At 65.9% G+C, this 26166-nt stretch carries 27 protein-coding genes and 1 tRNA gene; 27 read left to right on the top strand and 1 reads right to left on the bottom strand.

From position 1 onward, the window contains the following. The first annotated feature begins 1 nt into the window (after position 1). From ACT3S3_RS03490 to ACT3S3_RS03390, 21 genes are all read left to right on the top strand, one after another. Complete coding sequence (locus tag ACT3S3_RS03490; RefSeq protein ID WP_441582631.1) at positions 2–409, top strand: hypothetical protein; 408 nt, start codon at positions 2–4, stop codon at positions 407–409. A gap of 95 nt (positions 410–504) precedes the next feature. Further along, entirely contained in the window at positions 505–789 is a 285-nt protein-coding gene (locus ACT3S3_RS03485; protein ID WP_441582630.1) for a hypothetical protein, read from the top strand. Then, on the top strand, positions 786–1118 hold the full coding sequence (locus tag ACT3S3_RS03480; RefSeq protein WP_444626234.1) for a hypothetical protein: 333 nt from the start codon (positions 786–788) through the stop codon (positions 1116–1118). The genes ACT3S3_RS03485 and ACT3S3_RS03480 overlap by 4 nt, the downstream gene beginning before the upstream one ends. Further along, positions 1115–1561, top strand: coding sequence for a phage tail terminator protein (locus tag ACT3S3_RS03475; RefSeq protein WP_441582628.1), 447 nt, complete (start codon positions 1115–1117; stop codon positions 1559–1561). The genes ACT3S3_RS03480 and ACT3S3_RS03475 overlap by 4 nt, the downstream gene beginning before the upstream one ends. Further along, on the top strand, positions 1555–2118 hold the full coding sequence (locus ACT3S3_RS03470) for a phage tail tube protein (protein WP_441582627.1): 564 nt from the start codon (positions 1555–1557) through the stop codon (positions 2116–2118). The genes ACT3S3_RS03475 and ACT3S3_RS03470 overlap by 7 nt, the downstream gene beginning before the upstream one ends. A gap of 101 nt (positions 2119–2219) precedes the next feature. Next, positions 2220–2669, top strand: coding sequence for a DUF7426 family protein (locus ACT3S3_RS03465; protein ID WP_444626231.1), 450 nt, complete (start codon positions 2220–2222; stop codon positions 2667–2669). Positions 2670–3017: 348 nt separating this feature from the next. Continuing rightward, positions 3018–8300, top strand: a complete 5283-nt coding sequence (locus ACT3S3_RS03460; protein ID WP_444626229.1) for a tape measure protein — start codon at positions 3018–3020, stop codon at positions 8298–8300. Positions 8301–8308: 8 nt separating this feature from the next. Then, complete coding sequence (locus ACT3S3_RS03455; protein WP_444626227.1) at positions 8309–9169, top strand: hypothetical protein; 861 nt, start codon at positions 8309–8311, stop codon at positions 9167–9169. Next, positions 9163–10632 (top strand): Gp37-like protein, encoded by a 1470-nt coding sequence (locus ACT3S3_RS03450; protein WP_444626225.1) that lies wholly within the window; start codon positions 9163–9165, stop codon positions 10630–10632. Before ACT3S3_RS03455 ends, ACT3S3_RS03450 begins: the two co-directional genes overlap by 7 nt. Before the next feature lie 30 nt (positions 10633–10662). Next, positions 10663–12111: a glycoside hydrolase domain-containing protein gene (locus ACT3S3_RS03445; protein WP_444626223.1), complete on the top strand. Its 1449-nt coding sequence runs from the start codon at positions 10663–10665 to the stop codon at positions 12109–12111. 1 nt (position 12112) lies between these two features. Continuing rightward, complete coding sequence (locus tag ACT3S3_RS03440) at positions 12113–12568, top strand: hypothetical protein (RefSeq protein WP_444626221.1); 456 nt, start codon at positions 12113–12115, stop codon at positions 12566–12568. Positions 12569–12618: 50 nt separating this feature from the next. Next, on the top strand, positions 12619–13002 hold the full coding sequence (locus ACT3S3_RS03435; protein WP_444626219.1) for a hypothetical protein: 384 nt from the start codon (positions 12619–12621) through the stop codon (positions 13000–13002). A 71-nt stretch (positions 13003–13073) separates the two neighbouring features. After that, positions 13074–13289: a hypothetical protein gene (locus tag ACT3S3_RS03430; protein WP_444626217.1), complete on the top strand. Its 216-nt coding sequence runs from the start codon at positions 13074–13076 to the stop codon at positions 13287–13289. A gap of 178 nt (positions 13290–13467) precedes the next feature. After that, entirely contained in the window at positions 13468–13905 is a 438-nt protein-coding gene (locus tag ACT3S3_RS03425) for a DUF5994 family protein (RefSeq protein ID WP_444626215.1), read from the top strand. A 408-nt stretch (positions 13906–14313) separates the two neighbouring features. Beyond that, positions 14314–15168, top strand: a complete 855-nt coding sequence (locus ACT3S3_RS03420) for an SDR family NAD(P)-dependent oxidoreductase (RefSeq protein WP_444626213.1) — start codon at positions 14314–14316, stop codon at positions 15166–15168. Positions 15169–15310: 142 nt separating this feature from the next. Continuing rightward, positions 15311–16378 (top strand): phage tail protein, encoded by a 1068-nt coding sequence (locus ACT3S3_RS03415; RefSeq protein WP_444626211.1) that lies wholly within the window; start codon positions 15311–15313, stop codon positions 16376–16378. Continuing rightward, positions 16375–16965, top strand: coding sequence for a hypothetical protein (locus ACT3S3_RS03410; protein WP_444626209.1), 591 nt, complete (start codon positions 16375–16377; stop codon positions 16963–16965). Before ACT3S3_RS03415 ends, ACT3S3_RS03410 begins: the two co-directional genes overlap by 4 nt. Positions 16966–16974: 9 nt before the next feature. After that, positions 16975–17343, top strand: coding sequence for a hypothetical protein (locus ACT3S3_RS03405; protein WP_444626208.1), 369 nt, complete (start codon positions 16975–16977; stop codon positions 17341–17343). Then, on the top strand, positions 17336–18514 hold the full coding sequence (locus ACT3S3_RS03400; RefSeq protein ID WP_444626207.1) for a hypothetical protein: 1179 nt from the start codon (positions 17336–17338) through the stop codon (positions 18512–18514). The genes ACT3S3_RS03405 and ACT3S3_RS03400 overlap by 8 nt, the downstream gene beginning before the upstream one ends. Then, the gene (locus ACT3S3_RS03395) at positions 18511–20499 is read left to right on the top strand and encodes an SGNH/GDSL hydrolase family protein (RefSeq protein ID WP_444626206.1); all 1989 of its coding nucleotides are present in this window, start codon (positions 18511–18513) and stop codon (positions 20497–20499) included. Before ACT3S3_RS03400 ends, ACT3S3_RS03395 begins: the two co-directional genes overlap by 4 nt. Positions 20500–20549: 50 nt before the next feature. Next, the gene (locus tag ACT3S3_RS03390; RefSeq protein ID WP_444626205.1) at positions 20550–20759 is read left to right on the top strand and encodes a hypothetical protein; all 210 of its coding nucleotides are present in this window, start codon (positions 20550–20552) and stop codon (positions 20757–20759) included. Here ACT3S3_RS03390 and ACT3S3_RS03385 read toward each other — a convergent pair. Continuing rightward, positions 20740–21942 (bottom strand): tyrosine-type recombinase/integrase, encoded by a 1203-nt coding sequence (locus tag ACT3S3_RS03385; protein WP_444626203.1) that lies wholly within the window; start codon positions 21940–21942, stop codon positions 20740–20742. The genes ACT3S3_RS03390 and ACT3S3_RS03385 overlap by 20 nt on opposite strands. Positions 21943–22067: 125 nt before the next feature. Between ACT3S3_RS03385 and ACT3S3_RS03380 the strand changes: the two genes are divergently transcribed. The 6 genes from ACT3S3_RS03380 to ACT3S3_RS03355 all read left to right on the top strand — a co-directional run bounded on the left by ACT3S3_RS03380 (position 22068) and on the right by ACT3S3_RS03355 (position 26112). Then, a tRNA-Gly gene (locus ACT3S3_RS03380) sits at positions 22068–22138 on the top strand. A gap of 205 nt (positions 22139–22343) precedes the next feature. Next, positions 22344–23783 (top strand): APC family permease, encoded by a 1440-nt coding sequence (locus tag ACT3S3_RS03375; RefSeq protein WP_301442435.1) that lies wholly within the window; start codon positions 22344–22346, stop codon positions 23781–23783. Positions 23784–24406: 623 nt separating this feature from the next. Continuing rightward, positions 24407–24688 (top strand): type II toxin-antitoxin system RelE/ParE family toxin, encoded by a 282-nt coding sequence (locus ACT3S3_RS03370; RefSeq protein WP_301442434.1) that lies wholly within the window; start codon positions 24407–24409, stop codon positions 24686–24688. After that, the gene (locus tag ACT3S3_RS03365) at positions 24663–25001 is read left to right on the top strand and encodes a HigA family addiction module antitoxin (protein ID WP_301442433.1); all 339 of its coding nucleotides are present in this window, start codon (positions 24663–24665) and stop codon (positions 24999–25001) included. The genes ACT3S3_RS03370 and ACT3S3_RS03365 overlap by 26 nt, the downstream gene beginning before the upstream one ends. Before the next feature lie 80 nt (positions 25002–25081). Beyond that, on the top strand, positions 25082–25600 hold the full coding sequence (locus ACT3S3_RS03360; protein WP_301442432.1) for an adenylyl-sulfate kinase: 519 nt from the start codon (positions 25082–25084) through the stop codon (positions 25598–25600). Between the two features lie 38 nt (positions 25601–25638). After that, positions 25639–26112 (top strand): HIT family protein, encoded by a 474-nt coding sequence (locus ACT3S3_RS03355; protein ID WP_301442431.1) that lies wholly within the window; start codon positions 25639–25641, stop codon positions 26110–26112. Positions 26113–26166: the final 54 nt, after the last annotated feature.

Raw genomic sequence — 26166 nt, 5'->3', positions numbered from 1 at the left:
GATGCTGATCTACGCGAACCGCGACGCGGTGGAGGCCTGGTCGGGCGAGCCTGCCCCGGAGAACTGGGAGCGGTTGGTCCGCCGGGCGTCCGCCATGGTCGGGGTCGCCACCCGCATGGCCCGATACGCAGTCACACCCGCTGGCCTGCCGGCGGATGATGACCAGGCGGAGGCGATGCGAGACGCGGTGTGCGCGCAGGTGCAGGTGTGGGATGACGCCGACATCGACCCGACGGCTCCGGAGACGGAAGCGCGGGTGTCGAAGACCAGCATGGACGGCGCCAATTTCGAGTACGACCGGGCGACTGAGACCTCGGAGCGCACCCGCGTGGCCAACACGCTGTGCGAGGAGTCGTATGACATCCTGCGGCTCGCTGGCCTGATCGGGGGGCACCCGTGGCAACGGTAGATGATCTGGCGGACCTGTGGTTTCGGCACCCCTGCACCCTGATCTCGGGTGCGGGGGAATCCCCGTATGGGGAGCCGTTGGGTACCCGCATCCCGGTGTTTGGGTATGTCCGTCAGGTCACCCGCACGGTGGTCAGCGTGTCGGGTCAGGAGCGGATCACGGACACAACGGTGCGGCTGCCGCTGGTTATCTCCGATGCGGAGGGCAAGCCGGTGCTTGACGAGGACGGGCAGCCGGTCCGCGTCGTCGAGGGCGACCATGTAGAACTCCCGGAGCCGTTCAACGGCCGGTGGGAGGTCGACCAGATCGCCCTGCTGCACGGAGCTGGGAACCCCACCCCCGACCACCAGAAGCTCACCCTGAAGGCGGCGATTCTGTGAGCGAACTGCAGTGGAACGGCGACCAGATCGCCAATAAGATCAACACTGCCGCGCAGCGGGGTGTGCGTCTCGCCGGCGAACACCTCCGCACCGTATCCGTGAACCGGGCCCCGGTGGAGACCGGGAACCTGCGTAACTCCGCCGCCGTCGAACCGTCCGAGGGCAAGGCGGTGCAGGTGTGGTTCCGCACCCGCTACGCCATGAAACAGCACGAGGAACTCGGCTACCAGCACAAGGACGGGCAGGCCAAGTACCTCGAATCCGCGATGACCAGTGAGCGCTCCAAGCTGCGCGCCATCATCGCCCAACAGCTCAAGGGGGGCCTGTGAACCCGTACGCCGACCTGGTCACGGACCTGGCGCAGTATCTCGCCGACGAGGGTGTCGCCGACTATCGGCCCGACGGCAAGTACCCCAAAGGCGCCCACGGCATCTACATCGGCACCATCCCCGACAGCGCGGCCACCGGCGTCGGCCTGATCGTGTACTCCGACGACCGCGACCGCGACGACGCCAGCCCAGACATTCGGGTGCAGATCCGTGTCCGCGGCGACCGCAACCCCCTGCCCGGCGGCGTATGCAACCGCACCGCCGACCGCGCATTCTCCGTGCTGCACGACCGGTCGAACTACCAGCTCGCCCCTGACACCGGCACCCACGTCCTACTGTCACGACGTCACCTCCGGGCACCGGAGGAACGTGACGAAAACGGCCGCATCACGCGGGCGGATTCCTACACCTTCACCACCAACCCAGGAGGAACACAGTGGTAGCAAAGGCTCCCTCTTCCAACGACCTGCAGTCCACCCTCGCACGCGACTGGGCCCTCCAGGTCGACATCTCCGACGACTCGGAGAACCCCGACTGGACGTTCGTCCGCGGCCTGGCCCAGTTCGCCCCCAGCTTCACCCCGGGCATGCAGGACGACTCCGACATCGACTCCGAGGGCTACACCTCGCAGATCGCCACCACCCTGACCGCAACGTTTGAGGGCCAGGGCAAGCGCAAGGGCAAGTCCGCATCCGGGAACTTCCGGCAGGACCCGGGCCAGGAGTACGTCCGCGAGGTCGGCCGCCAGATGGGCCTGGCGAATACCCTGCGCGCCCGCTGCTGGCGCACCGACGGCGTCGACGACGCCTACGAGGGCCGCTTCTCCGTCGAGTACACGGAGACCGCCGGCGCGAACGACGCCCTCGACGAGTTTTCCTTCACGCTGCAGTCCCGTGGCAAGCCGGACCGCATCAAGCCGGTGGAGAACGCCACCGGCGAGTCCATCCCGTGGGACGAGGACGAGACCCCCGGCACCGGCGGCGGGGCTGAGGGAAAATAGGCGGCCCGCTACCCCTGCGCTTGGGCTGAGCGGGCCCGCCACAACCACGGCCCCGTAACCATCAGGTGCGGGGCCGCACCACTACCCGAAAGGCTTCCACCGTGCGCGACCTGCGCGAATTCCACGACCCCCGACTCCACCTCCCCATCGCCGGCCAGGACGTCACCATCGAGTCCCCCACCGCCGACGAGGGCCTGCGCATCAAGCGGCACATGTACGCCGGCGAGTCCACCCCGCAGGACGAGATGCGCATGATCGCCGCCATCTTCCACGCCGACTACGACGAAGAGTCGGACACCATGTCCGGCGGCAAGTGGGACGAACTCAACGAGTTGGGTCTGTCCCTGCACGAGATCATCCACGTCGGCAACACCGCCCTCGCCCACTTCGGCGTCGGAGCCGAGTTCGGCGAGTACTGGTGGGAGAACCGCCTGGGAAAAGAGGGCGAGCCGCTGATCCCGGAGGCGACGGCAGCGGCGGAGATCCAGACTCCGGAAGCGCCTACGCCGGCGTCGATGCCGAAGACGACGGGGACCGAAACCCCTTCCTGATCGACGGGCCGTACGGCGAGTACGACCCCCGCCCCGGCGCCTACGGAGACGACGACCCCGGCGGCGGGCCCTACGACCCCGAAACCGGGATCCGTGACTGGTACGGCAACTCCGACGCCACCGACACCACACCCGACCCCGAGCCCCAGAAGGTCGGATGGGACACGATCCTCGACCACTGGGCCTCCGTAGAAGCCGACCTCCACACCGTCTTCAACGTCGACTGCGAGTCCGACATCCTGCACCGGCGAACCTGGCGTTGGCTCCGGGTCCGCATCAACGACCTCATCGACCAGCCCAGCCGACTCCGCACCGCCCTCGGCATCACCACCCACACCAGGAGCTGACATGTCCACAGACCTCGGACACCTCTTCGCCACCCTCGACATCAAAGACGAACAGTTCAAGTCGAAGATCGCCGCAGCAAAGACCGACCTTCTCGACCTGAAGAAGGCCGCCGACGACGCATCGAAGGTGTCCCTGGACATCAAGCCCAAGGGCGCCGCCGAGGTCGACAAGGCAGCGGACTCCACCGACAAGCTCAACGAGTCGCAGAAGCAGGCGGACAAGACCACCGTCAACGTCGCACCCACGGGCAAGTCTGACGTGGACGCCGCGGCGAAAGCCACCAAGGACCTCGAGGCCGCGGAGAAGGGCGCGGACAAGGCCAAGGTCGATGTGAAGCCGACGGGCACTGCGGACCTCGACAAGGCTGCGACGTCTGCCGACGGTCTCGGCCAGAACCTCGACGACGCCGGGGCGAAGTCCCCCGACGTCGCGCCGACCGGCGCCGACCAACTCGACAGTGCGGCGGCCAGTGCCACCGACCTCGGCGACAACCTCGACCACGTCTCGGGCCCCGACGTGTCCCCCACCGGCGCTAGCGAGCTCGACAGTGCGTCGTCCGCCGGCAAGGACCTCGATACGACTCTCGACAACGTGGACGGGCCCGACGTCACCCCGACCGGCACCGGTGACGTCACCACCGCGGCCGCCGAGGCCGGAGTGTTGGACTCGAACCTGCAGAAGGCTGGGCAGTCCGGCAATAACCTGTCGGTGTCCACGCAGCCCGCCCAGGAGCTCGACAACGCCAGCAACGCCGCCGGCGGCCTCGTCGACAAGCTCGGCGAGGTCGCGGCGAAGACTGCGGGCAAGGCCATGAAGTGGGGTGCGGTCACCGCCGGCACCGCAGCCGTCGGCGGGCTGGGTGTCGCCCTGACGAAGGGCTTCTCCCGCCTCGACAGTATCGACCAGGCCAACGCGAAGCTGCAGGGCCTCGGCCACTCAGCCGAGGCCATCGACGAGATCATGGACTCGGCCATGGACTCCGTCACCGGCACCGCCTATGGCTTCGGCGACGCCGCGTCTCTCGCCGCGCAGATGGTCGCGTCCGGTATCGAGCCGGGCGAGGAGCTCACCGGCGTGCTGACGACGGTGGCTGACACCGCCGCCATCGCCGGCCGCGACATCGGCGACATGGGCCTGATCTTCGGCAGCGTGGCGGCGAAGGGGAAGCTGCAGGGCGATGACCTGATGCAGCTCATGGCCGGCGGCATCCCCGTCCTCCAGATGCTCGCGGAGGAGACGGGGAAGACCACCGAAGAGGTCTCGAAGATGGTGTCGGAGGGTGAGGTCGACTTCGCCACGTTCGAGTCGGCGATGAAGAACTCTGTCGGCGGGGCGGCGCAGGACGCCGGAAACACGGTGAAAGGCGCGATGGACAACGTCGGCGCCGCGGCGGGGCGTCTGGGCGCGGAACTGCTGAAGCCGGCGTTCGAGGCGGCACCGGGTGTGATCGCGGGGATCACGGACAAGATCAACGACCTCACCGAGAGTGCGGGTCCGTTCGCGGAGAAGCTGACCGCCGGGCTCTCCGACTTCGCGCAGGGGGCGATCCCGCAGGTGCAGGGCGCGATGTCGACGCTGAAGAGCACGGCGGAGACGGTGTGGCCTGTGATCGAGAAGATCGGGTCGGTGATGACGTCGATCCCGATGGGCGCGTACGTGGCGCTGATCGGCGCGGCTGTCGCAAAGCACAAGGGACTGACGGGGGCACTTTCGAATGGCACGGGCGTGGTCCGCGGGTGGGGCACGGCGGTGAAGGGCACGCAGTCCTCGCTGCAGGCGCAGGGACGGGAGATCGGTGTGGTGTCGTCGGCGATGCTGACGATGCAGCAGCGTATGCCAGTTGTCGGCCGGATGGGTGAGGCGTACCGCAAGGCTGGTGATGGGATGCGCGTGGCCGGGATGATGTCGCGTGATGCCGGCCGGGAGATGGGCGGCATCGTCGGCGTGGGAAGGCGCGTGCAGGGCAGCATGCAGACTCTCGGCGGCACCCTGTCGGGAACCGTCGCGTCCGGGTTCTCCCTTGCCAAGTCCGGCGCATCTGGTCTCCTGACTGCGCTCGGTGGCCCGTGGGGCCTCGCCATCGGCGCCGCAAGCATGGCGATCATGGGTCTTGTCAAGCAGCACCAGGATGCGGCTGCCGAGGCTGCGGCGCACGAGCAGGCCCAGAGAGCACTCAAGGACTCCCTCGATGAAACGACGGGGTCGATCACTGCCCAGACCCGTGAGCTCCAGGTCAAGGCGCTGGAAGAGGCGGGAGTTCGCAAGACGGGGACGCAGCTCGGTATGTCGGAAGACCTCATGGGTCGGGCGTCCACCGGCGATTCGCAGGCGGAAGCGGAGTTCGACGCACGGGTCGGCGGGGCGATCACGCGCTCCGGGGCGGGCGCGATTGAGGACAGCAAGTTCTGGCAGAACTACGGTGACGCCTACATGAATCAGGGTTTCTCGGCGGAGGACTACGCCGCGGCCATCGACGAGTACGAGCGCACCGGTTCGTACGGGTCTGACTTCCACGATGCCAGGAATGCCGCCCAAGCTGCGGGAGATCTCGAACGAGGCGGCGGAATCTCCGGCGGCGAGCGTGACATGCGAAACGAGGCGTTGTCAGCCACGGAGGCGTACCGCGACCTGCGCACTGAGGTGCGGGGTCTCGGCGAGGACTTCTCGCAGGTCGAAGCGGATGCCGCCGCGGAACGAATCAACAAGTTCGCGGAGGAAGCGGAGAAAGCGTCGGACGCTGCAAAGCTCCTGTCTGACCACACGATGACGCTCGGGGAGGACGCGACCGAGATCAGCGTCGAAATGAGCGAAGCCGACTACGACAAGGTGCGGAGCCAGCTCGACGAGATCGACGATGCCCACACGTTCGAGGACGGGGTGCTGACCCTGTCCATGCCCTCCGGCGCCGGCATTCTGGAACTGCTGCAGCAGATCGACGGCGAGATCGCCTATTTCGACACCGGCCGCATTGACATCGAGTCCACCGCCCCGGAGGTGCAGGACCAGCTTGTGGAGCTGGGCATGGCCGTCCGCGAGTTCGACGACGAGGGCAACGAGATCGGCATCCACGTCGAGGATGACGCGCAGGACACGCTCGAGCGACTGAAGGGCATCAACGCCTTCTCTATCGACCCGAAGACGGGCGAGCTCACGATCAACGACAACATCGAAGTCGTCGACGCGAAGATGGATGAGGTCGACGGTCGGGAGTTGTCGGCGGATCTGATGGTCGCGGACAATGCTGATGCGGTGGTGCACAACCTGGGGGTTGTGGATATCGAGGCGCGGACATTGTCCGATGGCCGGGTGGAGATCACGGACACCTCGGATGAGAACATCGAGCGGCTGGGGGATCTGAACATTGCGACGACGAACCTGGATGACGGGACCGTGGTTGTCACGGACAATGCGGAGGCTGTACGGCAGAAGATCCTGCTGCTGAACAACCTCAGGACGTCCTCGCTCCACACAATCCAGGCCGTCTACAGCGGCGGAGCAGGCGCCGCGTCCCAGGCTGCCGCAGATGGTTCGGCGAGCTCTGCTGTCGCGGATGTGATGGCTGCTCGCCGTGCAGCGGCCAACGCCACGGGTGGTCGCCTGCCGCGCAACGCGTCGGGCGCCCGGCACGGTGGTTACCGCCTGCCGACCAGCGGCCCGGGCACTGGGGTGACTGACGGCATCCTCGGCGTCGACGGCAACGGCGTCCCCTCCTCCTGGGTGGATGCTGGGGAGTGGATCGTCAACGGCGACAGCAGCGAGCGGTGGGACGGCACGTTGGCGGCGATCAACGGCGGCCGGCCGTCGCAGATCGTCGCGGCGATGCTGGCAGACCTGGAGGCGCACGCGAATGGCGGCCGAGTGTCCGACCAGGTGAAGTCCGGCACCGCCTACATGGATGGCACCCCGTACATCTTCGGCGGCTGGTCCCCCGCCGGTGTTGACTGTTCCGGCGCCGTGTCCCTCGGCGTCAACCGGGCCATGGGCCTCGACGATTTCGATTCGCGCTGCGGCACCGCCAACATGGGCGACTGGCTCGCAGCGAAGGGCTTCCAGTCCGGGCAGGGCAGCCCCGGAGATATCCGGGTGGGCTGGTACAACGGTGGGCCCGGCGGCGGGCACACCGCCATGCAGCTCGGCGATGGCACGTTCATCGAGTCCGGCGGCAACACCGGTGGCGGCTACACCATCGGCAAGTCTGCCGGACCGCTCGCCGGCCGGGGTTTCACTGACTGGATGTTCCTGCCCGGTAACGGTGGGGAGCCTGACGGCGGGGACATCGGAGACGCGGGCAGTGGCTCGTACTCGTCCTACTCCTCGTCCGCCGGCGGTTCGTCTGGTGGCGGCGGGTCGAACGTGTCGAAGTCTGTCAACGGCGGCGCGGGCCCGCTGCTGAAGGATGGCAGCGTGTTGGAGGCTGCGGCTGCGGCGTACTCGCTGCAGACCGGGCAGCCCATGCCCGATGATGTCGTGTCCTGGGGCAACGTCCTCGGTCTGGGCACCACGTTCGAGGGCGAGAACCTGGAGACCGAGCAGCGGCGCCACGAGCGCGAGATGCGGGCCCACGACCGCAACATCACCGCCACCGAACGCGACCTCGCGCAAGCGACGAAGGACGTCGGCGAAAAGGAGAAGGCTCTGGCGGAGGCGGAGCCGGAGGACAAGGAGCAGGCCCAGTGGGAGCTGGATGATGCCCGCGATAAGGTCGCTGACCTGTCCGACAAGCTCATCGACATGCGCGACGAGACCGAAGAGCTGCGCAAGACGAATGAGCAGTTGAAGGTCGCGGTGGAGAAGCAGAAGGCTGCACCGCAGTCCGCTGGGCAGGCGTTGGGCATCACCGCGATGGCTGACGGCGGGATCCTCGGCAACGCCCGGTCCGCGCAGATCAACGAAGGCTCGGCCACTCTGTGGGCGGAGGCCGGGCCAGAGGCCTACATCCCGCTGTCGCGGAACAAGCGCGCCCGGTCGTTGGATCTGTGGGCGGAAACGGGCAAGCGGCTCGGCGTCGACGTACTGAGCATGGCGAACCTCGTCGGCTCGGGCCTGCCTGGGCTGATGGACGGAAAGCTGCAGTTCTCCACCGGCGATACCACCAGCCTGGACCGCATGGGCTTGAACATGGACGCCGCGAAGGTTGCCGGCGGCCGGGAAGTCTCCGGCGCGATCGGCGCGGTGTTCAACGGCCCGGTCACAGTCAACGACCCGAGGGGTTACCTGCAGGGCCAACTGAACACCGCCAGTCGTCAGATAAACAAGGCGATGAGATCCCGGATGCTGCCATAGGAGTGCGCGTGAAATCAGGAGTGAGCGACTTCCTCCGATTCTTCCTGATCGGAGCGGACCGCAAGACCCGCTGGGCGTTCGGCGCCCCCGGCTCCCCAGTGCGCCTAGCCACCATCCCCCAAGGCCTGCAGGGGGCCAGCTTCGAGCACGACTTCCAACAGGTCGTCGGCGTCGACGGCGGCATGTACCGCGGAACGACGGACATGCAGGCAGAGATCAGCCTGCAACTGTGGGTGGCGGACCGCCGGTCCTCGGCGTGGGCGCGCCGCCAGCATGCCCTGTGGCGGGAGTCCCTGGGGCGCGGGAAGCAGGCAGCCCGCCTGTACGCCGTGTCGAAGGAGTCTGGTTACTGGTGGATCGACGTGCGGGTCGACAGTGTCGCGGAGGTCGACTGGATGGGCTCGGCGTCGCTGCCGGGGGCGACTGGTGAAATCGGCGAGATCGTGAAGTTCGTCTCCGAGCGGTCGTATTGGCAGCGGTTCGACGAGACCCGAATTTTCAATCGCGAGACCTGCCGCACGGCCCGCCTCGTCAACGTCGGCGACCAGCCCGCCTGGCTGAAGTGGGCGATCACCGGCCAGCACGATGGCGTCGACATCGGCGTGGAGGACGACTACATCCACCTGCCCGGCCAGAAGTCCCTGGATCCCGGCTATCTCATCGACACGGACCCCGTGTGGCCATCCTTGCAGGACACCACGGGGGTCGATATCCAGGACCAGCACCCGGACGCGTGGTGGAAGCAGCCGCTACCGCCCCGCGGCGTGCACCGCGGCAACAACGTCGCCCTGACGATCAAGCCGGTCAACCCGGGCAGTGACTTCCGGGTGGAGGTCCAGTACACCCCGCGGACGGAGGCAGCATGGTAGACCCAGGCCCCAACCCCCTGAACCTCGCCGCGTGGGCCAACGACATGACCGCCTATCGTCCGATCCCCGGCTACATGGACCTCGAGCTGAACCAGGAGGGGTCATTCGTCGCCGGCACGGGTCACTCGACGTACCCGGCGGATCATCCGATGGTGCCGAGGATGATGCAGGCGTCGCAGGACGTCGTGCCGATCACCGCGCACAACGGGGCGGGCTGGTCATGGTCGGGCACCATCGCCGACTATGAAGCCGGCGGTAAGCCCGGGCGTGAGACGGTGATGTTTAATCTGGTCGAGTCGAAGGACATGCTGAACATCCCCGCGTGGCCGAACACGCGCAGCTCGCTGGCGATGCAGGGCAAGCGGGACTATCAGATCAACCGCTTGCGGACGGTCGCCACGCACTTCCTTGCGGAGAACCTGGCCCGGCAGGAGGGCCTGCCGTGCTACATCATGCAGCCCCCTCCCCCGCACGTGGATAAGTCCCCGATCGTGGACGTGGCGGCGAAGATGACCGCCTTGCCCGAGCTCCTGGGCCCCGTCCTCGACGAGCACGACTACTTCCTGTCGTGCGAGATGTGGTGGCCGGGTCAGCCGTTCCCGGACGGCAAGATGATCCCCCTGGTCGACAACAGTGTGTTCCAACGGCAGGCGATGGTCACCCGCTGCAACCTGAACTTGCGCGTCAACCCGATGGGCCCGCGAGTACAGGAGCCGACCGTACCCGGCCTGCTGATCCAGGTGCGCCCCGTGCGTGAACGCCCGCACGTCCGCTTCAGCACGAACGGGCGGGATGTGCAGGAGTTCCGCCTGACCGGTCGCAAGCCCGGTGCGGCGTCCCAGACCGTCGGCGGAAAGTCCGACGACTGGGTCAACGAGCTGTTGAACCTCGGCGTCGACGCGTCGGTCCAGGGCATCCTCATCGCTCTGGGTTCGGCGGCCGGCCCGGCGGGCGGCATCATCGGCGGGATCATCGGCAACATCATCACCGACCAGCTCACCGACACCCTGTTCGCGTACACGCAGCGCACCGACGTGGAGCGGCTGGCGCGCATGGGCCCGTTCGCGCCCCGCGAAGAGTTCACATCCTCGAGCGCGGGCGCGTTCACGTTCGACACCTCGGCCCTCGCCGAACGCCGCCTCGTGGAGACCGCCGGCGGGCAGTCCATCGAGATCGCCATCGCCGACGGCATCAGCAAGGTCATGGGCGACGACCAGATCGCGCCGAACGGCAAGACCCGCCACGGGTGGCGCATCGGCGACCGGGTCACGTTCGAAGAGCACCTGTCCGGCGCCGTGGTGTCCGACATCGTCACCGGTGTCACCGTGACCGACCGGCCTGGCGAGCGAGTGCGAATCACCCCGAAGGTCGGCAAGCCGAGAAACCGCAGCAACGGGTTCTTGGACTTCACGAACGTGCTCGGAAAGATCCTCTCCACACAGACGGACTTCGGCCTGTCCTGACACCACCCCACCGGTGCGACACTGCCGGCCATGAGCACAGTCATCGACTTTTCCGCGGCGTTCCCGTCAGGCCGGGCGATCAAGGCCGCCGGGCACGACGGCGTGGTCGCGTACATCAGCCCGGCCCGCGAGAACTGGATGCAGGCCAAGCCGCTGACAAAGGCCCACGTCGACGAGTACCGGGCCGCCGGGCTGAAGATCGCCGTGGTGTGGCAGTACGGTGCGGGCACGGCGCAGGCGTCGGACGTGATGCGCGGCGCTGCTGGTGGCCGGGCTGATGCGGAGGCCGCGCAGAAGCGGCTCAACGCCGTCGGCCTGGCCGGCCACCCCGTCTTCTTCGCGGTCGACTTCGACATCACCCTCAACCAGTGGAACAGCGTTGCGGTCGAGTACTTCAAGGCCGCGGGAGCCGTACTCGGCAAACACCGAGTCGGCATCTACGGCCACTCCCGCGTCGTGCACTGGGCGATGGAAGACGACGTCGTCGCCACCGTCGCCCCCGGCCGCGTGCTCGGCTGGGTCACCCGCTCCTGGTCCAACGGCGCGACCGGCAGCGACTACGCCGTGCTGTACCAGCGGCAGCACAACGTGCCCGGCCCCGACGGCGTGCAGATCGACATCAACGACGTCTACCACGCCTCGTGGGGCCACCAGCCGATCACCGACACCACCCCGGAGACCCCGCAACTGCCGTCGGTGACCAAGCGCCCCGGGTGGAGCGGCGACCCCTCGTGGATCGTCGACGCCCTCAAAGCATGGGGAGTCAAGACCGTCGAGGAGTCCGGCTGGCGCGACCGCGGCAACGGCGACTTCCTCACCGTGTGGGGAGTCTTCGCCCACCACACCGGCGGCGACAACACCCCCACCTCGCTCATCCGCGACGGTCGCTCGGACCTGCGCGGCTTGCTATCGCAGATCCACCTCCTACGTGACGGCACCGCCCACATCACCGGACAGGGCGTCGCATGGCACGCCGGACGAGGAGCCTACCCCGGCCTGCCGACGAACAACGCGAACTTCCACACCATCGGCATCGAGGCGAACAGCAGCGGCACCAGCACCTGGCCCGCAGCCCAGCTCGACGCATACTACCGCGCCTGTGCGGCGATCTGCTGGGTGCTCAACGTCGACGCGGCCCGAGTGATCGGGCACAAGGAGTACTCGAGCGACGGCAAGTGGGATCCGGGCGGCATCGACATGCCCGCCTTCCGCGCCCGCGTACAGCACTACATCGACAACCCGCCATTCCTACAGGAGGAAAACCTCATGGCCGACTTCGACAAGATCACCCGCACCTACCCGTCCCGCGTGGAGGGCTCCGACGTGAAGCTGCGCCCCGTCGACGCGCTGTACATGGCCGACGCCAACAGCTTCGTCGCCCGCGCCAACACCGTCGAGATCATCGCCGCCCTGCGCGACAACACCGAAACCCTGGGGCGCATGGAGAAGAAGCTCGACACCCTGATCGGAGGCAACTGACATGGCAACCACCCCCGGAACCACACCGACTGACCTCGAGTTCATCGGCCACATCATCAACGACAAGCTCAACGAGCAGCCCAAGGGGCGCACGGTCGCCAACACGATCTCCGCCATCGTCGGCGCCGTCGTGTCGATCGCCGCCGTCGCCCTGTCCATGCCGATCGACCTGCCCGACTGGGCGTACCTCATCATCGTCGCGGTCACGACCCTGGGTACCGCCCTCGGCGTGAAGCAGACGAAGAACGGGTTCTCCGAGTCGCAGAAGCGCAAGCTCGCCGACTGGCAGGCGGAGTACATCGACGCCCGCCACACACACGATGACACCGTCGACGAGCAGCCCGACCCGGAGCCGGAGTACGTGGGCCAGCACCGCTTGCGCGATACCGTCAGCGACGCCGCCCGTGACCTCACCGACTGGGTCGAGCGGTTCAACGCCGACCGGCGGTGCCGGTGATGCGTGGCGCGTGCGCGCTGGCTGTCCGCGCCTTGTGCTCGGGGTGGGTGATGCTCGGACTGATCGGATTGTCCTCGGCGGCCCGCGGGTTCTTCTACCTGCCCGCCGTCGTCCGCGACTCCGACCGCCTGCCGACAGTGGAGCAGTTCGCACCGCTGTGGGTGTGGGCCATCATCTGGATCACCGGCGGTGGTATCGCGGTGATCTGCGCGCTTCTCCGCCGGTGGATGCACCTCGGAATAGGAATCATCATCGGCCTGCCGATCATGTGGGCGCTGCTCTACTTCGGCTCGTGGCTGCAGGGCGACAGTCGCGGCGGGTACGTCACAGCGCTCACCTACGGTGTCGCAGCACTGACCGCGACCGCCTACTACGTACTACTGCACCAGCGAATCCAGCCCGGAGGTGATGCGCTATCGACGGAGGAAACATAACCCTCGCCGTCGCGGTCATCGGCGGCGTCAGCGCAATCGTCGGAGCCATCCTCACGCTTCGCGGCAAGACCGTGGAGCAGGGCCCGGAGTGGTACAAGACGCTGTCTGAGGATGTGAAGGCCTTGCGGGATGAGGTGAAGGTGCTCCGCGCCGAGGTTGAGGGGATGCGGGCGTGGCGGTGGGCTGCATTACGGTTCATGAAGGTGTTGCTCGAGCGGTTGCACCCGGACCAGCATCCACCGATCCCCGCAGAACTGCGCGAGGACCTCGACCAGTCGACACACTAGGCCGCGACTGCCTCCGATTCTGCGCGACGACCTGACGACGTGAGATAGCGTCACCGGTGGCGGGGTGCGCCACGGACCCGGCGGGTGACCTTGTCGGGCGTAGGATGGAGCCATCAGGGCAATCGGGACCGCCGATTGTCCTCAACGGCCCGGGGACGGGCTAGTTCAGAGGTGCAGCATGACTGCAAACATCCGTAAACCCCAGTGGCTCAACGACCTCTCCAACAGATTCACCCGAAAGCCGGAGGCCGTGACCAACATCATCTCACGGACGAGCGCGTCGTTCCGTCTTGTGTGGTGGCCAGCCTCCCACCATATCGAAGACGAGCTTCCTGGCCTACTAGAGAGCATCGCGATCAACGTCGGGCTGGTCGTGGAGGTCGAGGTACCCGACGGTGAGTGGATCGTCCCCGACGGCGAACTGGTCGTCTTGGGATCGCAGGTCCCGGTCACCAGTGTCAGTCACCTCCGCTCGAACGAGGCCCGCCTGTGGTTGACCGACGACAGGTCGCTGACCTTCGATGTGGTTTACCCTGACGAGAGTGTGCCACTGTGGGCCAGGGTGTTTCCCGGCAAGCAGGCCTCTCAGTGGGTCGACGACGGTGGCCATCAGTAGTCGGCGTTCGCGGTGAGTGGAGAATCCTGATCCTTTCCGACGCGTTGATTTTGTCTCTTTGGCGAGTGTTCAGTTCTGCGCTTTTGCCGGGGTTCGAGCATTCTCCAGCGGGAAGCGACCTTGGGGCGGTAGCATCTTGCTCGGCGGAATCCGTGGAGGGAATCTGCCAGGGTTGAGCGCCGCCGATCCCCCCTCAGGCGTGCAGCTCCCCGAAAGCTCACTTGCTTGAAGCGTGCACCCTGCGATCCGCGGCCCCAGACGGTCAACCCCGCTTAGGGTCGGGCGGCGCTGCCTGGATGACAGTCCACCCCCCATGTCTATGGTCTGCCGTCGAGCTGCCAAGGCCTTCGTGATGTACGCTGTTCGACATCACGAAGTACCAGGTTTTTATCAATGGCAGGAGCGAAAATGGCAGAGAAAGAGCATTCTAGCACTCCATCAATATCTCCAGAGAAAACGCTACTAGCTGGCTGCGGCAGGATTGGCACAAAGGTCGGCATCCGCCTTTCTGAGTTAGGGGGCAAAGCCGCCGCGCTTCGTCGTCACCCCTCCGATCTTCCGGATAGTTTTGAAAAAATCTCGATGGACCTAACCAAATCCAACATCGCCCCCTTAGGACACTACGACGCAATGGTCATCACAATCACTCCGAGCATCGGAACAGAAAGTAACTCCGAACAGGGTTACATAGAGTCGCTGAAAAATCTCCACGATCGACTCCCCTCGCTCCCAGATCGTGTAGTATTTGTCTCTTCGACAGGAGTCTTTGATTCCAGCCATCGCGGGAAAACACTGAGTGAAGTCGACATCCCGTCACCCACTTCTGACCGCGGTAGGCTACTAAAGAAGGGAGAGGAAGTTGCTCGCGAACTTTTCGGAGCTCATGTCATTCGGCCTGCCGGAATCTACGGGCACGGGAGGGAAATGATCATTAGGAAAGTGATGGATCATCAGCCAGTGCAATACGACAGGATGACGAATAGGATCCACGAACAAGATCTCGTCGAAGCAATCACCAGAGTGGTTACCGACGATCATCCGCCACGCATCTTGCACGCGGTGGACCTGGCGCCCGCTCCGCTGCAGGAGGTTGTCGAGTTCGTAGCATCGCAGCTCGGGGTCGAAGTTCCGCCGTCTCTACCTACCGATGGCCCGAGCGGAAAAATGCTCGACGGTGAACTACTTTCTGCATACTTAGGTGGACTGACGTTCCCATCATATCGTGAGGGATATAAGGAAATCTTGTCAGCACGGGCCCGATGAGCTGACTGTATGTCAGCAATCGAAGAGCGTTTTTCCCAGTAGCCCGTCACTCCTTCGCGGAAGCATCCTCCATACTCCCCTGACACCAGCCCCCATGCTCGACACTGTGACGGATTGACCGCCACCTTGTAGGAGCTGCCGCATGACTACGCCGACGTACCGTGATCTGACGACCCAGTTGCGCCTAACCTGGGTGGACGTCGAGGACGTGACGGCGACCCAGCGGGCGATCATCGAGGTCACTCCGGATACGGCGTACCTGGAGTTGCCGCGGGGGCGGCGTGGCGAGAAGGGGGCGAAGGGGGATGCGGGCCCGGGGCTGTGGTTCCGGCATCTGATCACGTCGCCGGCGGAGTTGCCGACGGACCTGGAACTGGTCGACGCAGGTGCTGCGTTCCCGGACACGAACAGTCGGTCCCTCTGGGTGTGGGAGGGGTCGGACTACGTGGAGATCCCGGACTTCATCGGTTTGCGCGGTGAGAAGGGCGAGACGGTTCAGGTCCGGGTGGGTGAGGTTCGTCCTGGTGGTGAGGCGTCGGTGATCGTGAACCAAGCGGCGTCGACGGATGAGATCACTGTTTTGGATTTCACGTTGCCTCAGGGGCCGCGTGGGCCGCAGGGAAAGGAGGGCGATCAGGGCGCGGGGTCGGCGGTGTCGGAGGCCCCGGATGTGGATCTCAGTCAGCCGCCGTCGCCGGGTGAGGCTCTGGTGTGGAACGGCACGATGTGGGCTCCGCGCACTGTCCTGAATCCGGTCGGCCCGTTCGCTCTGGGGCCGTCGGATTTCCAGGTGGTGAACGTCGGCCTGATCGAATCCGGGAATTGGTCGAGCGCGATCGTCGCGAGCATGACGGTGCCGGGCCTCCCGTTCGACTGGCGGCCGATGGTGGCCGGCGGCCTGTTCAAGGCGGAGACGCCGCTGAATTACCAGGTGGACGTCGAGGTGCGGGTGGGGAACGCCCAGCAGGGCGACGTAGTGGGCTACGGGGTCGGGAAGACTCTGCAGCGTTGGGATGATCCGACGCTGATCCGCCCGTTCTTCCCGCAGACGGTCACCCCGGGTTCTGCGTACGGAGTGGTTGAGGCGAACACGGCGACCACCATTTACGTCGTGGCGAAGAAGGCCGGCGGCGGTATTGGCGCGTGGAAGTCGGATCGTGAGTGGTCGTCGCTGGTGGTCATGGCGCAGCCGGTGGTGAACGACCTGTGACCGAGCCCTTGACCCCGAACGAGCAGAACGCGAGAACCCGCGCCGCGACCTACGGCATCCGCCCCGACCTGTACGAGGGGCTGCAGTCGTTCATGGTGAAGAAGGACGACCTGCCCCTGCTGGCTGGGGTCAGCGGCTACGTCGCGGCCAGTACACTCTCCCACCCTGGACATGGGGCCGCCGGCTACGGGCTGGCGGGGTTGAAGCAGTCGGCTCTCGTGCGAAATGCTGAGTATTTCGAGTTGCAGCCGGGCTCCGGCAACCCGTGGCCTATGCCGGTAGGCGGAATCCGATTCAACAAAACGGGGCTATGGAAGATCGACGTTCGCATCTCCTCGTCGGCGACCGCGACCACTAATTTCTTTCTCGATCGGATCGTATATCGCCGTGGAGTGGATCCCGTTTCGGAAAACGGCCGAGACGCGGGGGAATTTGAGTCCGGGGGCGCCAGCGGTGTCATCTTGTCGGACTCTTGCTTTCTCGAGGTGAACACCGCGGGCGATGAGCTGTTCTATCGGTCGAGAGTTATGGACGTCGAAATCGGCGGATCATCGGCCGAGATCTCCGCTATGTGCCTGACGGGATAGGGGCGTGTGATGACTGATTTCTGCACCGTCGCCCACCGGCTCGCGGCGTTCCGGGTGGATGGTCCGGACTCTGACCGTGACCCGGATCGGGCGCTCGTCCAGGGCCGCCTGACGCTGACCCCGATCGTCCCCGACGGTCACGTCGAAGTCGACGAGGACACCGCCACCACACTCGTCGTCGCGCCGATCGAGGTGCCGATCGTCGACGGCACGATCCGGTGGCGCGGCGAGCAGTCGGTCCGCGTCGTCGCCGGCATCGACTGGCGGGCCTCGTGGTCGCGCATGCAGTCCGACGGTTGGCCGTTCACCCTCTCCCCCATCCGCTTCACCGCCCCGCCGGGCGGCACCATCGATCTTTCGGAGGCACGACATGGCTGAATTCTGCACCGTCAAGAGGGCCGTCGCCGCCTACGTCGTCGACGGCCCCGACGACGACACTGACCCCGACCGACTCCCCGTCCAAGGGCAGTTGACCCTCACCCCGGTTCTCGGCGGTGGCGACGCCGTGACCATGGTAGAGGACGGCGCCCACGTCACCGTCGTCCCCCGGCCGATCGACGCCCGCATCAGCGACGGGGTGATCCTTCACCGCGGGCGCGAGGGCGTCCGCCTGCTGGCTGGTGGCGACCAGATGAACCCGCCCCGCCTGGTGTGGAAGGCGACGTTCGCCAACATGCAGGCCGGTGGATGGAGCTTCAAGCTCTCCCCCATCGTGTTCGAGGTCGTCCCCGGCGGCGAGGTGGACCTGTCGCTCGTGGCGCCAGTGGCGAACGTGCCGGAGGGCATCACCCGCGGCCCCGCGGGCACGTCTCTTCATGACATCGTGCCCGAGGGCGGGGAGCTTGTCGTCACCGTCTCCGACGAAGCCGGTGTGCGCGAACTCCGCCGCATCCCCCTCGACGACGTCGTGCGGGCCGAGGCGGACGCTGCAGCCAATGCGGCGGCCGAGCAGGCCGCGGGGGAGGTATCCACGTCGCTACGGCAGGCGGTCGCGGACGACACTGCCCGGGCAGTCTCGGCCCGCGACGGCGCTGAGACGGCGCAGAGGGGCGCGGAGGGCGCCCGGGATGATGCCCGTGGTGAAGTCGGGCGGCAGATCTCGGACCTGATCGACGGCGCGCCTGAGGATCTGGACACGCTGCGCGAGCTCGCCGAGTACGCCTCCGAGAACCGGGACATGCTCGACCAGGTCAACGAGGCTATCGCCAACAAGGCCGCCAAGGACCACGGCCACGAGATCACCGGCATCGATGGGCTCAAGGACGCCCTCGACGGGAAGGTCACCGCCGTCACGGATGGGGCCCGCCTGTACGGCACCACCGTCGCTGGCAGCCAGACCCGCCTGCAGTACTCCAGCCAGCCCACCGCAGGCACCGTGGCGTACCGGTCAACCCAGGGCGCGACGATGTCCGCCGGTGACCCGACCGGCGCCGACCACCTGACCACGAAGCGCTACGTCGACGCCGCGGTGCCAGCGATCGTAGTGGTCGACGCCATGCCGGACACCCCGGACGCCGGGACGATCTACCTTGTGAGGGAGGCGGAGTGAGCATTATTGTCGACGGCCTCACCATCGGCCAGGTCTTCCACGGGGCCGACGCCATCGCCGAGGTGTACCACGGGGCCGACCTGGTGTGGCAGAACAAGTCGCAGACGAAGATGGACTACGGGTGGGCGGACGCGCAGACTTCGCCCTACCGGGTGCTGTTCCTCGGCTCATCCACCACCTACGGACACAACGTCGCATGGCCCGAGGGATTCTCAAACCAGATGGTCGCGCACATCGTCTCTGATCAGATCCCTGTGCCGGCGACTCCGGTACAGCGGTCCACCTCGTCCCGCAATGCTCCCACTGGGGCGGGATTCCATTTCCACAATGCGGGGGTGGGCGGGGCGACGTCCGCGACGTACTGGTCGGCCGCGCAGAAGACGCTCACTGCAGCCTTCCTGCCGCGGCTTGTCGTGCACATGATCGGCTCAAACGACTACAGCGGCCAGATGTCCCCGGACGTGTACCGGGCGAACGTGGAGCGGGCGATCACCGAGGTCAACAACCGGTCTACGGGATGCCGACACCTCCTCGTGCACCAGTTCCGCCGGGAAGACGTCACCAACCCTGCGCACCCGTGGACCGCGTACCGCGACGAGCTGAAAGCGATAGCGGGGGCCCGCGACGACACTGATTTCTGCGATGCTGACCGGATCCTCACCGAGGAGATCGGATGGTCGAGCAGCTACCTGCAGGACGACAAGGTCCACGCGAACTGGCTGGGGAACACCCTGCTGGCCCGCGCCGTCCGAAACTACCTGGGCCTCGACACCCACGACGGGGAGCTGATCTACGGCTGGAACATCAAGACCGACACGCATCTCACTGACGGCACGCGACTGTCGTCGAAGGGGCCGGCGGAGGGGTCGAAGATCACCCTGCCGCTGCAGTCGACGGGTAACAATCGTCCGCAGGTTCGCAACCGCAACGGGGTCATGTCGGTCGACTTCTACAACGGGGCACTGAAAATGTCCACGGCGGCCTGGCCTGGCGCCGTGGCCGCCCCGATGACGATGTACATCACCTCGCGGATGTTCAATGACAGCTTTGGCACCTCGCAGAAGCCAATCTTCACCAGGGCTTTGTCGGCGGATGACGGCTACCTGTGGGCGTGGCGCGACACGAATTCAGGAACACTCAACGCGGCTTTGGGATCGGCATCGAGCCCGGGGGCCCCTGTCTCTCGGGACACGATCGATGCCCCCTCGGTCATTGCGGTCACGTTCCACCCCAACGGGTGGCAGACGGTGTATGTCAACAGCACGGTAGGAGTCGATATCGCGCCGATGAACAGCGCCGAGGCTGCTGGCCCGTGGCTTAAGTCGCTGAAGTTGATGACGAACACGGGCGAAAACACCTGGGGTGAGGTGGACATGTACGACTTCCGGCTGGTCAAGTCGGACCCGGATGTGCCCTCGTCGATGCGTGAACTTGGTGACGAGTGGGGGATCCAGATCATCACGCGGGCCTCCGGTTGGTACAACTCGGGCGAGGATGGCACCCTCCGAGCGGCGCCGGATTGGGCCGACACCATCCAGATCGTCGGCATCGGTGGTGGTGGCGGCGGAGCGGGTGGAGGCTTCTTCTCCACCGGTGACGGCGGGCGCGCCGGAACATGGGCGAACACCAGCATCCCCGTTTCCGGTGGGGACGAGATTCTCCCCCAGGGCGCTGCCGGAGGAAGCGGGGGCTCGTTCAACTCCAGCAACGGCGGCGCCGGGGGAACATCCTGGCTCAAGATCAACGATCGGGAAGTGTTCACCGCTGCTGGCGGCGGTCCGGGGACCAGCACGAATGGAAACCAGCCCGGACGCGCACCAGGCGACCATTCCGCGTTCGGTCGAACATTCGTCGGTGGCGCGGCGGCCAGCAACGGGCAGGCAGGCAACCGGCCCGGCGGCGGCGGAGGTCCCGGGGCGTCCGGCAACGGTGGCAACGGCGGCGGAGGCGGCCGCGTCTGGTGGAGGTTCGTCGCCCACCATTAACCCCGTGTGGTTCAATGATGTGAACAACCTGACGCGAAGAGGACCACCACATGATCGAATTCATCACGAACCTGATGGGTCAGCTGATCGACATTGCCCAGCTCATCATCGGCTACATCACCCAGCAGGTCCCCGGCGGCGCCCCGGACTGCACTGACTGGATCGACCCTGGCGACTGGTACCCGGGCGGCGTATGGCCCGACGGAACTCCCATCCCCGACGACATCGTCTGCGGAGAAGCTACCCCACAAGCCGACTGAGGGCGTCCCGGGCCCGGTCCGCGGACACGTGCATGTAGCCGCGGGTCGACAGGATCGTGGAGTGCCCAGCTATCTGGCGGATCACCTCCGGGTCGACCCCATCCTCGAGCAGTAGGGACACCATCGTGTGGCGGGCCGAGTGCAGCGTCAACGGGCGCACCCCAGCCCGTTTGCACAGGTCCTTCCACGCCTCCCGGTCCTCGCGCCCCAACCGCGGCAATCCCCTGTTGTCCGGCCACACCAGGCCCAGCGACGTCTCCGGCGCCACCTCACGCCACTCCCCCAGCGCGTCCACCACCGGCCCCGGCAACGGCAGAGCGCGGACGCCGGCAGCCGTCTTGGGTCGCGTGAACCAGCGCCCCTTGTACGCTGGCCGCAGCTCGTACCACGACGGCGCGTCCGGCTCCTTGTGTCGGCACTGCCTGGCCGACGCATCCGCCCCGCACACACACCCATGACCGTGCCTCCACGGCAACTGCTGAACCTGCCACGACAAGTCCGCTATCCCGGCGTTCATGTCCAGCCGGGACCATTCAAACGCCAACAGCTCCGCCTGCCGACTGCCGAGCGTCAACGCCGCCAGCCACCGCGAGTACTCCCCCGGCCCGTCACCACGCGCCGTCGTCAGAATCGCCCGCACCTCCGCACGGCTGTACGACCCCCGCTCCTGCATCCGCGCCCGCGGCCGATCCATCCGGTCGCACACGTTCTGCGCGATCACCCCCTCCCGCACCGCATCCTTCAACGCCTTGCTCAGGGTATTGTGCACCGCCTGCACCACCCGATCCGACGCGCCCGAATCACGCACGCCCCGGTGCAGCTCCCGCACATCATCCACCGACAGCGCGTCCAGCCTCCGGGCACCCACATGCGGAGTGATGTGCTTCCGCACATACGAGCGATAGTTCGCCAAAGTTCGCGGGCCCACACGATCCGACGCGATCACATCACACCAGTGCAGCATCCACGCCGCCACCGTCGGCCGCACCCCCGGCGCATACGACCCATCCTCAATCTCCCGGATGCGCGTCTTCCGCTTGTCCAGACACTCCGCTTTCGACCGCGCCGACACCTCGACGCGGTTCCTCTTCCCATCCGGCCCGACACCGAGATCGAGCGTCGCGATCCAACGACCCTTCGCCTCCGACCATCGCGGCGGGTTGATGTCTCCACGTATCTCCACGGGGGTAGTCCTCTCACTTGGAATGTGCCGCCACAAGTCCCGCCATCAGCATGGTGCACCGTGGTGCAGAGCAAGCATCACTGGCAAATGCCAGAACCGAAACAGGCAGGAAAAGCGACTTGACTGCCAGTCACACTAGCATAACGGTCAGCTTCCCAAGCTGAATACGCGGGTTCGATTCCCGTCATCGGCTCCACTGAACAAACCCCCTCCGAGCAGCACCGGAGGGGGTTTCGTCGTAGTAGTAGGCCAGGACGCGGCATGCGCTGCAGCATCAGCTGCTGCTGAATGCCTACCCCGCACTCGCCTCCTGCCGTTGGCCCCGCGGAATTCGCCACCAAAGGTTAGGCAGGACTACAGTTCCCTCCATTAATAATGGTCACAATCAAGAAAAGGTGTACATGGAACCGACGACGACCTCCACTGACCGACATTTCAAGAGGTCGCTGGGCAACCTGGGGATCTTCTGCCTCGGCTTCGGATCCATGATCGGATTCGGTTGGATCGTGCTCACCGGCGGGTGGATCGAGGACGCCGGCGCAGGCGGCGCCATCATCGCCTTCCTCATCGGCGGCGGGATCATGGTCCTCGTCGGACTCGTGTACGCAGAGCTCGCGTCCGCCATGCCCTTCGCAGGTGGGGAGCACAACTACCTGATGCGCGGTATGGGTCCCCGGCTTGCACTGCTGGGCTCGTGGGGGATCATCGGCGGGTACGTCACCGTCTCGATGTTCCAGTCCGTGGCCGTCCCCCGCGCGGCGACGTACCTCTTCCCCGACCTCGCCCAGGTTCCGATGTACTCCATCGGCGGCGAACCCGTGTACCTCACCTGGGCACTGATCGGCACTGCGACCGCCGTCGTCCTCACCTGGATGAACATCCGCGGGATGAAGGGGTCGAGCCTCTTCCAGACGTCCATCATCCTCTTCCTCGTCATCGTCGGCCTGGTCCTGCTGGTCTCCTCGATCTTCAACGGCAAGGTCGAGAACGTGGAACCCTTCTTCAACAACGGGACGTCAGGAATGGTCGCGGTGCTCGTCGTCGTCCCGTTCCTCTTCGTCGGCTTCGACGTCATCCCGCAGTCGGCCGAGGAGTCCAACGTCCCGCCACGTCAGCTGGGAAAACTGATCGTCATTTCCGTGGTGGCGGCGACCCTGTTCTACATCATCATCGTCTCGACCACTTCCCTCGCCGCCCCGACCTCTGCCATCGAGTCCTTCGACCTGGCAACGGGAGACGCCCTGACCTACATGCTGGGCAATGACCTGTGGGGCAAGCTCGTCATCGCCGGCGGACTCGCCGGAGTGATCACCACGTGGAACGCCTTCATGGTGGGCGCGTCCCGACTGCTCTGGGCGATGTCCAGGTCAGGGATGATCCCCGCCTGGTTCGGCCGGATGAACGAGAACACCGGCACCCCGGTCAACGCCCTGCTCTTCCTGGGCACCGTCACCGGACTGGCGGCCTTCTTCGGCCTGGCGATGCTCGACTGGGCCGTCGACGCCGGTGGCCCCAGCATCGTCATCACGTACCTGATGGTCGCCGTCGTCTTCCTGATCCTGCGCAAGCGCGAGCCTTCGATGGAGCGCCCCTTCATGGTCGGACGACGTCCCGTCACCGGGAAGGTCGTCGGAGTCCTCGCCGTCCTCGCCACGGCGGCGATGCTGGCCCTCTACCTTCCCGGACTCCCCGCGTTCCTGAGCCTCGGCCCGTGGATCCTCTTCGGGCTGTGGTGGGTGTTCGGCATCTTCTTCGCCCTGCGCCTACCCTCGGGCATCGCCGGCGGCGAGGACTCCGAGGAGAAGCTGCTCGAGGCTCTCGCCGCGAAGCGCGGTAGCTGACCTACCTGTCATCCGAACCATGCCCCAGGTCAGCAAATGGAAAAAGTGAACGCCTGTGAGGCATCTGCGGGTACGTTGGGCGTGCTGTGACGATCGCGCGCGACCGCAGCGTTGGCGCTGGAGAACCCGGAACCGGGAAACAGTGACAGCCCAGCTGGAAGCCGAGCCCCCACGTGTCGGATACCCGAGCTGAATACGCGGGTTCGATCCCCGCGGTCGGATTCACTAAAAAAATACCCCTCCGAGCAACGACGGAGGGGTTCTACCGTCCACACATGCAGGGACCACACGTGATGGCCCCTACCCATTCGCGCGCTTTGTTGCCACAGCAGGCGGCGCGCCATCGAGACGGAGGGCAACAACCGTGCCCGACCCGTACTCGACCCGTGGCCGTCCGCAACGGTAGGGCGACTCTGAACGAGTAAGGGACGCTGTTGGCCGCAGCACTGGCGAAACTCCAGGGCCCGCGTATCCTCTTCACGATCAGCGCCCTCACCCCCGGTGAAGAATCTTCCCGGAATCCGACTCGCACCCCTGAGCACGGCCGTCAAGACAATAGAGTCACATCATGATCATACAGTCAATATGTGATCCTAGTTTCACACTGTGATACCATACGTTGCGTGGACTTCCGGAGAAACAGCCTGCAGCGCTTCCACACCACCGGTGCCGCGCCCAAGTACATCCCCCCGGAGCTCCGAGCAGCCGTCCGCCGAAAACTGGTGATGATCGCGCGTGCCACCAACATCAACGATTTGCGTGTCCCGCCAGCCAATCATCTCGAACGCCTCAGTGGCAGCCTGACCGGCTACCACTCCATCCGCGTCAATGCACAGTGGCGCATCATATTCATCTGGACAGACAAAGGAGCTGTTGACGTTGACTTCACCGACTACCACCGCTGACCGCGCCGATGACGCGGCAGTCGTGCCCGTTCCCCACCCCGGCGAGATCCTGCGGATCGAATTCCTGGAACCGTTGGGCGTCACCCAGTACCGCCTGGCCAAGGACATCCACACCACCGGTTCGCAGATTTCCAAGCTGGTGCGCGGAACCATCGGGGTCAGTGCCGACATGGCCCTCCGCCTGTCCGCCTACTTCGGCAACTCCGCCGAATTCTGGCTTGGACTGCAGGTGGAATACGACCTGTGGCAGGCCAGCCAATGCACCGACACCAGCAGCATCTCCGCCCTGGACACCTCCGCCCGACCCGCCTGACCCCCGCCGACGCCTCGGCATCCACACCAGTGGATGCCTGCACGGCCGGCTGCCGTCCCCCACCGTGAAACGATGTAGACATGAACCGACCAGAGATCCTCTTCATCGGCGGACGCTCGGGCGTGGGGAAGTCCACCGTGGCCTTCGCGCTCCATGACCTGCTGGCTTCGAAGGACGTCACACATGCCGTCATCGAAGGTGATGCTCTCGATCTGGCCCACCCCTCCCCGTGGAGGCAGCGGATGGCGGAGCGAAATCTCGCTGCCGTGTGGTCGAACTACCGCGACGACGGCTACCACCGGCTGATCTACACCAACACCGTCTCGGTCCTGGAAGTGGACGAACTTGCCGCAGCCGTGGGTGGCGATCCGGACGTAACCTCGGTGCTGCTGCAGGCGACCGACGCGACCGCCAAGTATCGCCTGGAACGCCGTGAACACGGGGACAGTCTCCGGGAGCACATCGAGCGAAGCACAAAGGCCGCGTCGTTCCTCGAGAAGAAGGCGGCGCCGTCAGTACACCGCATCCCGACCGGCGGACGGACGCCTGAGGAAATCGCTCTGGTGCTCGCCGACTTGGCCGGCTGGGAGGCCTCATAACAAAGACTCCCCAGCATCGACCGGCTACTGTGCTCAACATGGACTGGAGAAATGACCGAATAGGGTCCGCACGCCGCGGCGAAAACCCCACTGTCCTCGGCGAACTCAATTCGGGCTTCGCTGTCATCGGAGACCCCCAGTTCCTCCCGGGCTACAGTCTCTTGCTCAGCAAGAACTCCGAGGTTACGGCCCTCTCTGAGCTCCCCAGGAGGGAACGTCTTGACTTCCTTGCTGACGTGGACCTGCTCGCCACTGCAGTCGAGCGTGCGTGCCGTAGCGTTGATCCGGGCTTCCGTCGGGTCAACATTGAGGTACTCGGGAACATGGACGACTATGTCCACGCCCACATCTTCCCGAGGTATCAATGGGAACCGGACGACCTGCCCTACCGCCCCGTGTGGCACTATGACCCCGCCAACTGGAGCGACCCCACCACTGCACTGTCCTCCGCCCACGATGCCCTGCGACAATGCATCACCGACGAGATTACTGACCTTCAGGCAGCCGAGTAAGCATAGTCCCCTTTCCCGGGACGCCGGCCGGTTACCTCGCGGTCCTGCAGTCGG

The sequence above is a fragment of the Corynebacterium sp. AOP40-4SA-5 genome, from assembly GCF_052377355.1.
Taxonomy (GTDB): Bacteria; Actinomycetota; Actinomycetes; order Mycobacteriales; family Mycobacteriaceae; genus Corynebacterium.
This window is presented reverse-complemented; position numbering and strand designations above follow the sequence as displayed.